This is a genomic window from Frankia sp. BMG5.60, from assembly GCF_059428125.1.
The window spans coordinates 6,633,041-6,646,015 of the sequence record NZ_CM182091.1; the positions used below are offsets into that span (position 1 = coordinate 6,633,041).

At 73.4% G+C, this 12,975-nt stretch carries 12 protein-coding genes; 11 read left to right on the plus strand and 1 reads right to left on the minus strand.

Translation table 11 applies throughout. From position 1 onward, the window contains the following. Positions 1 to 80: 80 nt before the first annotated feature. The 10 genes from alaS to nusB all read left to right on the plus strand — a co-directional run bounded on the left by alaS (position 81) and on the right by nusB (position 11,042). Positions 81 to 2,726 carry an alanine--tRNA ligase gene (gene alaS / locus AC5R91_RS27210; RefSeq protein WP_495394131.1) on the plus strand — a complete coding sequence of 882 codons (2,646 nt, stop codon included), beginning with the start codon at positions 81 to 83 and terminating at the stop codon, positions 2,724 to 2,726. Positions 2,727 to 2,742: 16 nt separating this feature from the next. Then, entirely contained in the window at positions 2,743 to 3,312 is a 570-nt protein-coding gene (gene ruvX / locus AC5R91_RS27215; RefSeq protein WP_495394132.1) for a Holliday junction resolvase RuvX, read from the plus strand. Beyond that, positions 3,309 to 4,829, plus strand: a complete 1,521-nt coding sequence (mltG, locus tag AC5R91_RS27220; protein ID WP_495394133.1) for an endolytic transglycosylase MltG — start codon at positions 3,309 to 3,311, stop codon at positions 4,827 to 4,829. The genes ruvX and mltG overlap by 4 nt, the downstream gene beginning before the upstream one ends. Before the next feature lie 102 nt (positions 4,830 to 4,931). Continuing rightward, the gene (locus AC5R91_RS27225; RefSeq protein ID WP_495394134.1) at positions 4,932 to 5,990 is read left to right on the plus strand and encodes a shikimate dehydrogenase; all 1,059 of its coding nucleotides are present in this window, start codon (positions 4,932 to 4,934) and stop codon (positions 5,988 to 5,990) included. A 22-nt stretch (positions 5,991 to 6,012) separates the two neighbouring features. Beyond that, entirely contained in the window at positions 6,013 to 6,669 is a 657-nt protein-coding gene (locus tag AC5R91_RS27230; protein ID WP_495394135.1) for a prepilin peptidase, read from the plus strand. A 106-nt stretch (positions 6,670 to 6,775) separates the two neighbouring features. Then, positions 6,776 to 7,960, plus strand: coding sequence for a chorismate synthase (gene aroC, locus AC5R91_RS27235; protein ID WP_495394136.1), 1,185 nt, complete (start codon positions 6,776 to 6,778; stop codon positions 7,958 to 7,960). A gap of 106 nt (positions 7,961 to 8,066) precedes the next feature. Then, the gene (locus AC5R91_RS27240) at positions 8,067 to 8,645 is read left to right on the plus strand and encodes a shikimate kinase (RefSeq protein WP_495394137.1); all 579 of its coding nucleotides are present in this window, start codon (positions 8,067 to 8,069) and stop codon (positions 8,643 to 8,645) included. After that, complete coding sequence (gene aroB / locus AC5R91_RS27245) at positions 8,642 to 9,757, plus strand: 3-dehydroquinate synthase (protein ID WP_495394138.1); 1,116 nt, start codon at positions 8,642 to 8,644, stop codon at positions 9,755 to 9,757. The genes AC5R91_RS27240 and aroB overlap by 4 nt, the downstream gene beginning before the upstream one ends. A 212-nt stretch (positions 9,758 to 9,969) precedes the next feature. Then, positions 9,970 to 10,533 carry an elongation factor P gene (gene efp / locus AC5R91_RS27250; protein ID WP_495394139.1) on the plus strand — a complete coding sequence of 188 codons (564 nt, stop codon included), beginning with the start codon at positions 9,970 to 9,972 and terminating at the stop codon, positions 10,531 to 10,533. Positions 10,534 to 10,586: 53 nt separating this feature from the next. Continuing rightward, entirely contained in the window at positions 10,587 to 11,042 is a 456-nt protein-coding gene (gene nusB / locus AC5R91_RS27255) for a transcription antitermination factor NusB (protein WP_495394140.1), read from the plus strand. Between the two features lie 359 nt (positions 11,043 to 11,401). Here the strand turns inward: nusB and bldD are convergent, their stop codons facing one another. Next, the gene (bldD, locus tag AC5R91_RS27260) at positions 11,402 to 11,899 is read right to left on the minus strand and encodes a transcriptional regulator BldD (protein WP_009742788.1); all 498 of its coding nucleotides are present in this window, start codon (positions 11,897 to 11,899) and stop codon (positions 11,402 to 11,404) included. A gap of 427 nt (positions 11,900 to 12,326) precedes the next feature. Between bldD and pyrR the strand changes: the two genes are divergently transcribed. Next, on the plus strand, positions 12,327 to 12,956 hold the full coding sequence (gene pyrR, locus AC5R91_RS27265) for a bifunctional pyr operon transcriptional regulator/uracil phosphoribosyltransferase PyrR (RefSeq protein WP_495394141.1): 630 nt from the start codon (positions 12,327 to 12,329) through the stop codon (positions 12,954 to 12,956). Positions 12,957 to 12,975: the final 19 nt, after the last annotated feature.

Sequence of the window (12,975 nt, forward strand, 5' to 3'; positions counted from 1 at the left end):
GGCCGCACGGGCGGCGGCAGCATCGCCGCCCACCCCCGGATGACGCCCCTCCTCCCACCAGTCTGGACGATGTGAACCCGATGGACACGGCCGAGATCCGCAGCCGCTTTCTCAACCACTTCGCCCGGCGCGGGCACACCGTCATCCCGAGCGCCTCGCTGGTCGCTCAGGACCCGACGCTGCTGCTGGTCAACGCCGGAATGGTGCCGTTCAAGCCCTACTTCCTCGGGGACCTGGCGGCGCCGTGGCCGCGGGCGACGAGCGTGCAGAAGGTCGTGCGTACCGTCGACATCGAGAATGTGGGCCGCACCGCCCGGCACGCCTCGTTCTTCCAGATGTGCGGCAACTTCTCCTTCGGCGACTACTTCAAGGCCGAGGCGATCCCGTTCGCCTTCGAGCTGCTCGTCGACGGGTTCGGCTTCAAGCCGGACGACCTGTGGGCCACGGTCTACCTCGACGACGACGAGGCCGAGCGGATCTGGTTGGACCTGCTGCCCGCCGAGCGCATTCAGCGCCGCGGCAAGGAGGACAACTTCTGGTCGATGGGCGTGCCCGGTCCGTGCGGGCCGTGCAGCGAGATCTACTTCGACCGGGGCGCGGCGTACGGCCGCGAGGGCGGGCCGATCGCCGACGAGGAGCGCTACCTCGAGGTCTGGAACCTCGTGTTCATGCAGTACGAGCGGGGTGAGGGCGCCGGGTACGACTACCCGATCCTGCGCGAGCTGCCGGCCCGCAACATCGACACGGGCATGGGCCTGGAGCGGATGGCGACGATCCTGCAGGGCGTCGACAACCTCTACGAGATCGACATCTCCCGCCCGGTGCTCGACGCCGCCGGCCGGCTCACCGGCCGCCGCTACGGCGCCGACCCGGCCGACGACGTGCGGCTGCGCGTCGTCGCCGACCACACCCGCACCGCGGCGATGCTCATCGCCGACGGCGTCGTCCCCTCCAACGAGGGCCGCGGCTACGTGCTGCGCCGCCTGCTGCGCCGAGCGGTGCGCGACGCCCGGCTGCTCGGCGCGCGCGAGCCGGTCATGGGCGAGCTGTTCGGCGTCGTCGGCGCCGCGATGGGCCCGATCTACCCGGAGCTCGTCGACAACGCCGAGACGATCACCGGCGTCGCCGTCGCGGAGGAGGCGTCGTTCGCCGAGACGCTGCGCACCGGCACGACGATCTTCGACGCGGCGGTGCGGCAGGTCCGCTCCACGGGTGCGGCGACCCTCGGCGGCGACGAGGCGTTCAAGCTCCACGACACCTACGGCTTCCCGATCGACCTGACGCTGGAGATGGCCGCCGAGGCGGGGCTGTCCGTCGACGAGGCCGGGTTCCGCCGGCTGATGGAGCGCCAGCGCCAGACCGCCAAGGCCGACCGGGCCGCGCGGCGCATCGGCAACGTCGACCTGTCGGCGTTCCGGCCGATCCTGGCCCGCTCCGGCGCGACGACCTTCACCGGCTACGAGGAGCTGTCGCGCGAGTCCGGCGTCGTCGGTCTTGTCGGCATCGCCGACGGCGCGGGCCTGGCGGCGGTCGGCGAGGGCGACGAGGTCGGGGTCGTCCTCGACGCCACCCCCTTCTATGCCGAGAGCGGCGGCCAGGAGCCGGACTTCGGGCTGCTGCGCTTCGACGGCGGCGAGGTCGAGGTCCTCGACGTCCAGCGGCCGGTGCCGGAGCTGGTCCTGCACCGGGTGCGGGTGCGCTCCGGTGAGCTGCGCCTCGGCGACCGGGTGCAGGCCGAGGTCGACGAGAACCGCCGCCGCGCGGTGTCCCGTTCGCACACCGCCACCCACCTCGTGCATGCCGCGTTCCGTCGGGCGCTGGGGGAGGGGGCGACCCAGGCCGGCTCGCTGAACTCCCCGGGCCGGCTGCGCTTCGACTTCCACGCCCTCGGCGCCGTCCCGCCGTCGGTCCTCACCGACGTCGAGGACGAGATCAACGAGGTGGCGCTGCGCGACCTGCCGGTCCGTGCGTTCGTCACGACCCAGGAGGAGGCCCGCCGGCTCGGCGCGATGGCGCTGTTCGGCGAGAAGTACGGTGACGCCGTGCGCGTCGTCGACGTGGGCGACTACGCCCGCGAGCTGTGCGGCGGCACCCATGTCGCCAGCTCGGCCCAGCTCGGCGCGGTCAAGCTGCTCTCGGAGTCGTCGATCTCTGCCGGAACCCGCCGGGTGGAGGGGCTGGTCGGCATCGACGCGTTCCGCTACCTGGCCCGCGAGCACCTGCTCGTCTCCCAGCTGTCCACGGCGCTCAAGGCCCGCCCCGACGAGCTGGCCGATCGCGTCACCGACATCGTGGGCCGGCTGCGCGACGCCGAGCGGGAGCTGGACCGGCTGCGGGCCGCCGCGGTGCTCGCCGGCGCCGGGGCGCTGGCCGAGGGCGCCGAGGACGTCGGCGGCATCGCCGTGGTTACCGCCGAGGTGCCCGCCGGCACCGCGCCCGACGACGTGCGCCTGCTGGCGATGGACGTGCGCGGCCGGCTGGCGGGGCGGTCCGCGGTCGTCGCCGTCGTCAAGGCCGACGGCTCCTCGATCGTCGTGGTCACCGACTCCGGCGCTCGGTCGGCGGGGCTGCGCGCCGGCGACCTGGTCCGCAACTCCTGGGCGAGCCTGGGCGGCAAGGGCGGCGGCAAGCCCGACATCGCCCAGGGCGGCGGCGGGAACCCCGAGATGGTCCCGGCCGTCTTCGCGAAGCTGCGTGGGCTGGTGGCCGAGCTCGCGTCCCGGTGACCCTCCGGCGGACCCGGTGAGCGAGCCGGGGAGCGGGCCGGAGAGGAGCGGGCCGGGGAGGAGTGGGCCGGGCAGTGCCAGCTCGGCCTCGCGGCCCGGGGTTCGCGTCGGCGTCGATGTCGGCTCCGTGCGGGTCGGGGTCGCCGCCAGCGACCCCGGCGGTGTCCTCGCAGTGCCCGTCACGACCCTGGCGCGGGACAAGCGCCATAATGCGGACATCGACCAGCTTGTCCAGATCGTGCGAGACAGGCAGGCTGTAGAGGTCGTGGTGGGCCTGCCCAGGCAGATGTCGGGGCAGGAGGGGCGGGCGGTCCAGTTGGTCCGGCAGTACGTCGAGGTACTCGCCGAGCGGATCGCCCCCGTCCCCGTGCGGTTCGTGGACGAGCGGCTCACCACGGTTGCGGCTCATCGCAGAATGGCCGAGCGTGGCGTTCGTTCCCGCGCCCGCCGCAGTCTCGTGGATCAGGAGGCAGCCGTGCAGATCCTGCAGCACGACCTGGACAGCCGCCCCCGGGGCGGCGTGCCCGGCGTGGCCGGGTCCACGGAGGCATCTTCCACGGAGGCCACTTCCCGGGATGCGAGGTGACGGGCGGCAACCTCGACGAGATGCTCGACGAGGATCCCTATCGCCGTGGCCGCCGCTCCTCCGGACATGCCGACCGCCGACCGGCCGACCGGGCCTCGGTCGACCGTGGCCCGCTCGACCGTCGCCCGGGTGAGCGAGGCTCCGCCGGCAGACGTCCCGAGGGATATCCCGAGGACGGCTATGCCGACGAGGGGTACGCCGAGGACGGGTACGTCGACGAGGGCTATGCCGAAGGGGGCCACGTCGACGAGGGCTACGCCGGCGGGGACTATGCGGGCGAGGACTATGCCGACGACTACGGGGACGAGCCGCACCCGCGCGACGCCGGGGCCGGCTCCCGCCGTGACCGCCGCGGCGGCGGCCGGCGTGATCGCCACTCCGCCGGCGGCTACCCGCCGCCGGACGACGCCGAGGACTGGAGCGGCGGCTGGGACGACGACGGCGCCGACGAGCGCCGCGGCCGGGCGCTGCCGAAGCTGATCGCCGTCCTCCTCGTCGTCGCCGCTCTGCTGGGCGTCGCCATCTTCGGCATCGGTAAGGTCATCGGCCGGGTCTCCGGCGGCAGCTCAACCAGCGCCGACTACTCCGGCTCGGGCGACGGCATCGCGGTGGTCCAGGTCCCCGACGGCGCCACCGCCCGCCAGATCGCCGTGGAGCTGCACGACGCGGACGTGACCGCGTCCGTCTCGGCGTTCGTCAAGGCCGCCTCCGCCAACCCCAAGTCGCTGGGCATCCAGCCGGGCACCTACCGGCTGCGCAGCCAGATGAGCGCCGAGGCGGCGCTCGCCGCGTTGCTCGATCCGGCGTCCTCCGCGCCGTTCAAGTTCGTCATCAAGGAGGGCATGACCGTCCACCAGGTGCTCGACGGCCTGCACCAGCGGCTCGGCCTGCCGTTGAGCGACCTGGAGGCGATCGCCCGCAACCCCGCCCAGCTCGGCCTGCCGTCCTACGCGCCGACCCTGGAGGGCTACCTCTTCCCGTCCACCTACGACCTGGTGCCCGGGTCCACCCCCGTTCAGTTGCTGACCTCCTTCGTCGCCCGCTTCAAGAAGGAGGCGGCGTCGATCGACCTGGAGGCCAAGGCCGCCGCGATAGGGGTCAGGCCGGCCGACATCGTGACCATCGCCTCGATCGTCGAGAAGGAGGTCGCGAACGCCGGCGAGGGGCCGAAGGTCGCCCGGGTGATCTACAACCGGCTCGGTGACACCACCGGGCGCTTCCGTCGCCTCGACATGGACTCCACCACCCGCTACGCCGAGGACGAGTACGAGGGCCCGCTGACGAGGGACCAGCTAAACAAGGCCAATCCGTACAACACTCGCTCGGTGGCCGGCCTGCCCCCGGGCGCGATCTCCAATCCGGGGATCTGGGCGCTGAAGTCCGCCCTGGAACCGGCCGCCGGGTCATGGTTGTATTTCGTGTCCATGCCGCAGAGCAGGGTGACGCGTTTCGCCACGACCGATGCGGAGTGGGCCGAGGCGCGGGCGCAGTACCGCGCCGAGGGCGGCAGGGAGTAACGGGGTCCCGGACTGGCGACCGACGGGTGTGAACACGGGCGGCGGCGGGCGATCCGGCGCGTTCGTCGTGCCCGGACGCCCCTGAACCAGGCGGGAGGCCACGTGGTGCGGGAGATCCAACTGGGCGGCGCAGGCGCGGCGGGCGGCCTGGGCGGCGGTGGTGGCGGGGGAAACGGTGGTGGCGGGGGAAACGGTGGTGGGGGAAACGGTGGCGTGGGCGCGCGGCCGGCGGCGCAGCGGCCGCAGAGCGTCGCCGCCGCGGCGACGCCCGCGCATCCGGCCCGCGCCGCGGTGCTCGGCGCCCCGGTGGACCACTCGCTCTCCCCGGTGCTGCACGCGGCCGCCTACGCGGAGCTCGGACTCGCCGTCACCTACACGGCCATCCACTGCGACGCGCCCGGCCTGCCGGCGATGGTGGAGCGGGTCCGGTCCGACCCGGACTGGGTCGGCCTGTCCCTGACGATGCCGCTCAAGACCGTCGCCGTGGACCTGCTCGACGAGGTCGACCCGACGGCCGCGGCGATCGGCGCGGTCAACACCGTCGTCGTCGGCGAGGCCGGACGGTTGCACGGCTACAACACCGACGTCGTGGGCATCGGCGTCGCCCTGCGCCGGGTCATGCGCGGCGCGGTGCCCGGCCAACCGCTGATTCTCGGCGCCGGTGGCACCGCCCGCGCGGCCGTCGCCGCCGTCGCCGCCGCCGGCTGCCCGCACGTCGCCGTGGTGGCGCGGCGCCCCGAGGCGGTCGCGGAGGTGGCCCGGATCGGCGCCCGCCTCGGCGTCGAGGTGACGGCGCTGCCCTGGGAGCTGCTCGCCACCGGCCTGCCCACCGGTCCGGACCTCGTCATCGCCACCACCCCCGCCGGCGCGACCGACCCCCTCGCGACCCGCCGCTGGCCGGCGTCCAGCCAGCTCGTCGAGTTGCTGTACCACCCGTGGCCGACCGCGCTGGCCGCCGCCGCGTACCGGGCCGGCGCCCGCGTAGCCAGCGGCCTGGAGATCCTCGCCGCCCAGGCCGTCGGGCAGGTCGAGCACTTCACGGGCCGCCGCGTCTCCTCCGGGGTGCTGTTGACCGCCGGCCAGGCCGCCCTCGACGAACGCACGGGTGCGGATACCACCATTCGGTCCGACACTCACCGCGCCGGCCCGACCGTCGGGTGATGTCGGTGCCGGGCCGCTAGCGGTGGGCGAGATCGGGCTCAGCGTACTGATCGCGCTGGTGGCGCTCGCGGTCGCGGTGCCGGTCGGGCACCGGGTCGTGGCCGGCGTGCTCCCGCCGGACGGCGACGAACCGCGCCGCGCCGCCCCCGGGTCGGCGACTCTGGGGATCGCCGCAGCGGTGGTCGTGGCCGCGGTGACCGCCGCGCTGCATCGCCACCCGGGCTGGTTACCCGCCTACCTGTATCTCAGCGTGGTCGGGGTGTGGCTGGCCGCGGCCGACCTGCGGGTGCACCGGTTGCCCGACCTGCTGGTGCTGCCGTCCTACCCGGTGCTCGCCGCGCTGCTCGGGCTCGCCGCGCTGGTCGACGGCGCGCCGGGTCGTCTGCCGCGGGTCGTGATCGCCGGCGCCGCCTGCTGGCTGGCCTTCCTGGCGCTGTACCGGCTGCCGGGCGCCGGCCTCGGCCGGGGCGACGTCAAGCTCGTGGGACTGCTCGGCGGGGCGCTGGGCTGGCTGGGCTGGCCGAGCGTGGTGTTCGGGATGTTCGCCGGGGTGGTCCTCGGCGGGGTGGCGGCGCTCGTGCTGCTCGCTGCCCGCCGGGCCCGCTGGCACGACCGCCTCGCCTACGGGCCGTTCCTGCTGGCCGGAACCCTGCTGGCGGTCCTGGCCGGCGGCGGCTGACCGGGGAAGCCGGAACTTTCCCGACAGGTGGGTCTCGGCGGGCTGCGGACGTGACCGGAGTTCCCGACGCGAGGTGCTCCACCGGTGGTCGTGAAACACTGGGGGCATGGTGCGTTGGTTGACTGCCGGGGAGTCGCACGGTCCCGCCCTGGTGGCCACGGTCGAGGGGCTGCCCGCGGGTATCCGGGTGACCAGTGACGACATCGCCGCGGAGCTCGCCCGCCGGCGTCTCGGGCACGGCCGTGGGGCACGGATGAGCTTCGAGCGGGACGTGGTCGAGCTGCTCGGCGGCCTGCGCCACGGTGTCTCGCTGGGCGGTCCGATCAGTGTCGTCGTCCGCAACAGCGAGTGGCCGAAGTGGGAGCGGGTCATGTCGCCCGACCCGGTCGACCCGGCCGCGCTCGCGGGCCTGGGCCGCAACGCCCCGCTCACCCGGCCCCGGCCCGGCCACGCCGACCTCGCCGGCATGCAGAAGTACGGCTTCGACGACGCCCGCCCGGTGCTTGAGCGCGCCAGCGCCCGCGAGACGGCCGCGCGCGTCGCGCTCGGCACCGCGGCGAAGGCGCTGCTGCGCCAGGCGTACGGCATCGAGATCCTCTCCCACGTCGTGGCGATCGGCGCGGCCGAGGTCCCGCCGGGCCTGCCCGCGCCCACCTCGCTCGCGGCGATCGACGCCGACCCCGTCCGCTGTGCCGACCAGGCGAGCAGCGTGCGGATGGTCGCCGAGATCGATGCCGCCCACGCCGACTCCGACACCCTCGGCGGCATCGTCGAGGTGCTGGCCTACGGCTGCCCGCCGGGGCTCGGCAGCTACGTGCACGGCGACCGCCGCCTCGACGCGCGCCTCGCCGGCGAGCTCATGGGCATCCAGGCGATCAAGGGCGTCGAGTTCGGCGACGGCTTCACCACGGCCCGCCGCCGTGGCTCGGTGGCGCACGACGAGATCGAGCCGGTGGGCGGCGTGGGCCGGCGCGTGCGGCGCGCCACCGACCGGGCCGGCGGCGTCGAGGGCGGCATGACCACCGGCGAGCCCCTGCGGGTCCGGGTGGCGATGAAGCCGATCTCCTCACTCACCCGCCCGCTGTCCACCGTGGACGTGACCACCGGCGAGGCCGCGGTCGCGATCAACCAGCGGTCGGACGTGTGCGCGGTGCCCGCCGCGGGCGTCGTCACCGAGGCGATGGTCGCGCTCGTGCTCGCCGACGCGGCCCTGGAGAAGTTCGGCGGCGACTCGGTGGAGGAGACCCGGCGCAACTGCGAGGGATACCTGAAGTCCCTGGTCATCCATTGACGCGGCGGTTATCCGCCGGTCGGGGTCATCCACTGGTTCGGGACATCCGCTGATCGGGCCATCCACCGGTCGTCGGGCAGAACTGCAGACGGGGTAAAACAGGATCATGGTTGGGGAGGCGGCGCCGGCGGCGTCGGCCGGGCCGCGCGCGGTCCTGGTCGGGGCGCCCGGCGCGGGCAAGACGACGGTGGGAACCCGGCTCGCGCAGCGGTGGGGCGTCGGGTTCCGCGACACCGACGCGGACGTCGAGGCGGAGCTCGGCCGCAGCGTCGCCGACATCTTCATCGAGTTCGGCGAGGAGTACTTCCGGGCCGCGGAGGCGCGGGCGGTGGCCGCCGCGCTCGCCGAGCACCGCGGGATCGTCGCCCTGGGCGGCGGGGCGGTCCTCGCCGCCGACACCAGGGCGCTGCTCGCCGGTCACCGGGTCGTCTACCTGGAGGTCGGCGTGTCCGACGCGGTGCGCCGGGTCGGCCTCGCGCGCGACCGGCCGCTGCTCGTCGAGGGGCCGCGCGCCCGGCTCGCCGCCCTGCTCAAGGCCCGCCAGCCGCTGTACGCCGAGGTGGCGGCGGTCGTCATCGACACCGCCGGCCGCGAGCCGGACGAGGTCGCCGATCTGGTCGCCGCCGCCCTGGCGGAACTGCCCGCGCCGCCGGCTACGGGGGCGTCAGTGAGGATTCCACGGTGAGTGTGCAGGCGAGGGTGTCCGACGTCGTACGGATCCCGGTCCGTCCCGGCGGCGAGCGGGCCTACGACGTCGTGCTCGGTGAGGGGCTGCTCGGCGATCTCGCGGAGACGGTCGCCGGGCGGACCCGCGCCGCGGTGATCCATCCGGCGGCGCTGCGGACCACGGCGGACGCCGTCGTCGCGGACCTGCGGGCGAACGCGGGGGTCGAGGCGCACGCGGTCGAGGTGCCCGACGGCGAGGAGGCCAAGCAGCTACGCATCGCCGGCTTCTGCTGGGACGTCCTCGGTCGGATCGGCTTCACCCGGGACGACGTGATCATCGGTCTCGGTGGCGGCACCGTGACCGACCTGGCCGGGTTCGTCGCCGCGAGCTGGCTGCGGGGGGTGGACGTCGTCCAGGTGCCGACCACCGTGCTCGGCATGGTCGACGCGGCCGTCGGCGGCAAGACCGGCATCGACATCGACGCGGGCAAGAACCTGGTCGGGGCGTTCCACCAGCCGCTGACCGTCCTGTGCGACCTCGCCGCGCTGGCCACGCTGCCGGCCGTCGAGGTGCGCGCCGGGCTCGCCGAGGTGGTCAAGACCGGGTTCATCGCCGACGCCGCCATCCTCGACCTGCTCGACGACGACCCCACGGGCGCCGCGCACCTGCCCGAACTGGTCGAACGGTCCGTCCGGGTCAAGGCCGACGTCGTGTCCGGCGACCCCCGGGAGGCCGGCCGTCGAGAGATCCTCAACTACGGCCACACCCTCGGCCACGCGATCGAGAAGGTCGAGCACTTCACCTGGCGGCACGGCGCGGCGATCTCGGTGGGCATGGTGTTCGCGGCGGAGCTGTCGCGGCTCGTCGCCGGCCTCGACGACGCCACCGCCGACCGGCACCGCGAGCTGCTGACCCGCATCGGCCTGCCGGTGACCTACCGCGGCGACCGGTGGCCGGCACTGCTCGACGCCATGCGCGTGGACAAGAAGTCCCGCGGCCGCCGGCTGCGTTTCATCGGTCTGACCGCTCAGGGCGAGACCGTCATCCTCGACAATCCGGACACCGGCCTGCTGATCGCCGCGTTCACGGCGGTCGCTTCCGACGGCCTGGCGCTGCCCGACGCACCCTGAACGCACCGCTGCCCCGGGTCGCCGGGCGCCTGGGCTCGGTAGACTTGTCGCGGCCTGGCTGATCGCCGCCGCGCAGGGACCGGCAGCGGTTCCGGGCGGGCGGTCGCGGCCGGCAGGGTCGCCGCGGTGCGTGCGACCCGATGACTCTAGGCTTCAGCACGACGACGATCCGCCGTGCCGATGCACGGCAACCGAACGGGAGAACGCGCGCAGTGGCGACCAGCAACGACCTGAAGAACGGCATGACGCTCGACATCGACGGGGTGTTGTGGAACGTCGTCGGCTTCCAGCACGTCAAGCCGGGTAAGGGCGGGGCGTTCGTCCGCACGACCCTGAAGAACGTGCTCACCGGGAAGGTCGTCGACCGCACCTTCAACGCCGGCGTCAAGGTCGAGGTCGCGACCGTGGACCGGCGCGAGATGACCTACCTCTACCGGGACGGCGCCGAGTTCGTCTTCATGGACAGCGAGTCCTACGACCAGATCCCGATCCCGCCCGAAGTCGTCGGCACGACCGCCGACTACATGCTGGAGAACACCGTCGCCACCGTCGCGCTGCACGACGGCGCCCCGCTCTACGTGGAGCTGCCCGCCAGCGTCGAGCTGACCATCGCCCAGACCGACCCGGGCGTGCAGGGCGACCGTTCGACCGGCGGCACGAAGCCCGCGACCCTGGAGACGGGGGCGACGATCAACGTGCCGCTGTTCATCACGACCGGCGAGAAGGTCAAGGTCGACACCCGCGACGGCCGTTATCTGGGCCGGGTGACGAGCTGAGCGCCAGGTCCAAGGCCCGCAAGCGCGCGCTGGACATCCTGTTCGAGGCGGACGTGCGCGGCGTCGCCGTCCCGGAGATCCTCGCCGCCCGGCGCGCCCAGGCCGACCCGCCCGTCTCGGAGTATGCCGAGGGGCTGGTCAGGGGCGTCGTCGAGCACTGGCGGGAGATCAACGAGCGGATCGGCCGGCACGCCGAGGGCTGGACGCTGGAGCGCATGCCCCCGGTCGACCGCAACATCCTGCGGATCGCCGTGCTGGAGCTGTTGTGGCGGCCCGACGTTCCGCCCCGGGTCGTCATCGACGAGGCGGTGGAACTCGCGAAGAACCTGTCCACCGACCGATCGCCGATGTTCGTCAACGGCCTGCTCGGCAGCCTGGTCGACGCCGGGGCGGTGCCGGTGACGGCCGAACAGGCGGCGGCAGGGCAGGTCCCGGCCGCGGGCGAGGTCCCGGCGGCGGGCCGCCCGGCCCCGCCGGGTCCGGACACCGGGCCGGGCCGGGCGTCCTGACCTGCCGGGTTGGCCGGTGCCGCGATCGGCGTGCCCGGTACGTCGCCCCAGCGACGTACCGGGGTACCCCCGGCTGCCTGTGTGCCACTCGCGTACGGCCGGCCGGAGACCCCGAAAGCCGACCCGCGATCACATCGAGCTGAAGCTGCTGTGCCACGAACGAGACTGCTGATGGTGCTGCGACGCTAGGTGGTGCCGGAACGCTGGTGGTGCTGCAACGCTGCTGGTGCTGGTGCTGGTGCTGCAACGCTGGTGGTGCTGGAACCGCTGGTGCTGTGCTGGAACCGCTGGCCGTGCTGGAACGTTGATGCTGCTGGAACCGCTGGTTGGTGCGCTGTCGGTGAAGCCCCGCGTGGTTGTCAGACGTCGGAAGCGGTGGCGTCCGCGCCCTGCTCCGGGGACAGCACGCCCCACGAGACGAGCTGTTCGGTGAGCTTGCTGGGGGAGGTGTCGTAGATCACCGCGAGGGAACGCAGGTCCTCGTAGCGGATGGAGAGAACCCGGCCGTTGTAGTCGCCGCGCTGGCTCTGAATGGTAGCCGCGTACCGCGCGAGCGGTCCGCCCTGCTCCTTGGGCACCTGGGAAAGGCGCTCGAGGTCGAGGACGATCCGCGGAGACTGCTCCAGCGGGGCGACGGTGGAACCCTCGGGAAGAAGCTCCCCGACCGGAACGCCGTAGAACTCCGCGAGCTCCGAGAGACGCTGTACGGTGACGGCGCGGTCCCCACGTTCGTAGGAACCGACGACGACGGCTTTCCACCGACCGTGCGACTTCTCTTCGACGCCATGAAGCGAGAGCCCCTGCTGGGTGCGTATCGCGCGCAGCCGAGCACCGAGCGCCTTCGCATAGTCGGACATCGGAGTGCCCACTCCTGTCGTGGTCGATCAGTTGGAACCGGGGCTCGTGCCGCCGGCGGTTACCGATAGTAGTGCCCGCCGGGTTGAGGCTCGACACCCGGGGGGTCGTGTCGCTTCTTTCTTTGTACCACTTTCTGTAGCCCTCCGGTTGCGCCCTACGCCTGCCCGGCGGGAACTTCCGCCGATCGCCGTATCGGCGCATGCGGAAGTGAACCCGGTGACGTGCAGTCACGGCTTGGCGATGATAGTTGGCGCGGCAACAATCCGCACGGGCCGGCGAACCGGGGGCGCGGACGGAGTCAGGCGACCGGACGGGGGTCGGCGGGCCCTTGCCGCGAGACCCTCACTCGTCCGGAGTGCCCTGGTAACGTCGCTGAGACCGCTCCTTTAAGGACCGTCCCGTGAGGCGGGGAAGGAGGGATGCCGCGTGGCCTCTGCCGCCGCGAGCGACCCCGCATCGCGCCGTCCCGGCATTGCCCGGACAGTACTGTCCGCCGACGACATCACCCGGATCGTCAGTCGGATGGCGCACCAGATCCTCGAGAAGACCTCCGGTGGTGCCGGTGTCGTGCTGCTCGGGGTACCCACCCGAGGGGTACCCCTCGCACATCGTCTGGCACAGCGAGTACAGGCCGTCGAGGGAGTGGATCTTCCTGTCGGCTCGCTCGACCCCACGATGTACCGCGACGATCTGCGACTGCGCGGGGTTCGGCCACTGGAGGTGACCGAAATTCCCGACGGCGGGGTCGACGGCCGGGTGGTCATCCTCGTCGACGACGTCCTCTACTCGGGCCGCACGGTGCGTGCCGCGCTCGACGCGCTGGCCGCCTACGGCCGCCCCCGCACGGTCCAGCTCGCCGTCCTCGTCGACCGGGGCCACCGCGAGCTGCCGATCCGCGCGGACTACGTCGGGAAGAACATGCCGACCTCGCGTCGCGAGTCGGTGGCCGTCCGGCTGCGAGAGATCGACGGCGCCGACGGCGTGCTCATCGTCTCGCCCGACGCCGGCCCGACCGGCGCCGCGGCGGGCGCGGCGGACCCGGGAGACCGGCCGTGACCCGGCGCTCGGTCGCCGA

Coding starts and splice junctions, on each gene's coding strand:
- AC5R91_RS27240 (WP_495394137.1), top strand. CDS start 8,067: ATGGTTGGGGAGGCGGCGCCGGCGGCGTCGGCCGGGCCGCGCGCGGTC.
- bldD (WP_009742788.1), bottom strand. CDS start 11,899: ATGTCCGACTATGCGAAGGCGCTCGGTGCTCGGCTGCGCGCGATACGC.
- alaS (WP_495394131.1), top strand. CDS start 81: ATGGACACGGCCGAGATCCGCAGCCGCTTTCTCAACCACTTCGCCCGG.
- aroC (WP_495394136.1), top strand. CDS start 6,776: ATGGTGCGTTGGTTGACTGCCGGGGAGTCGCACGGTCCCGCCCTGGTG.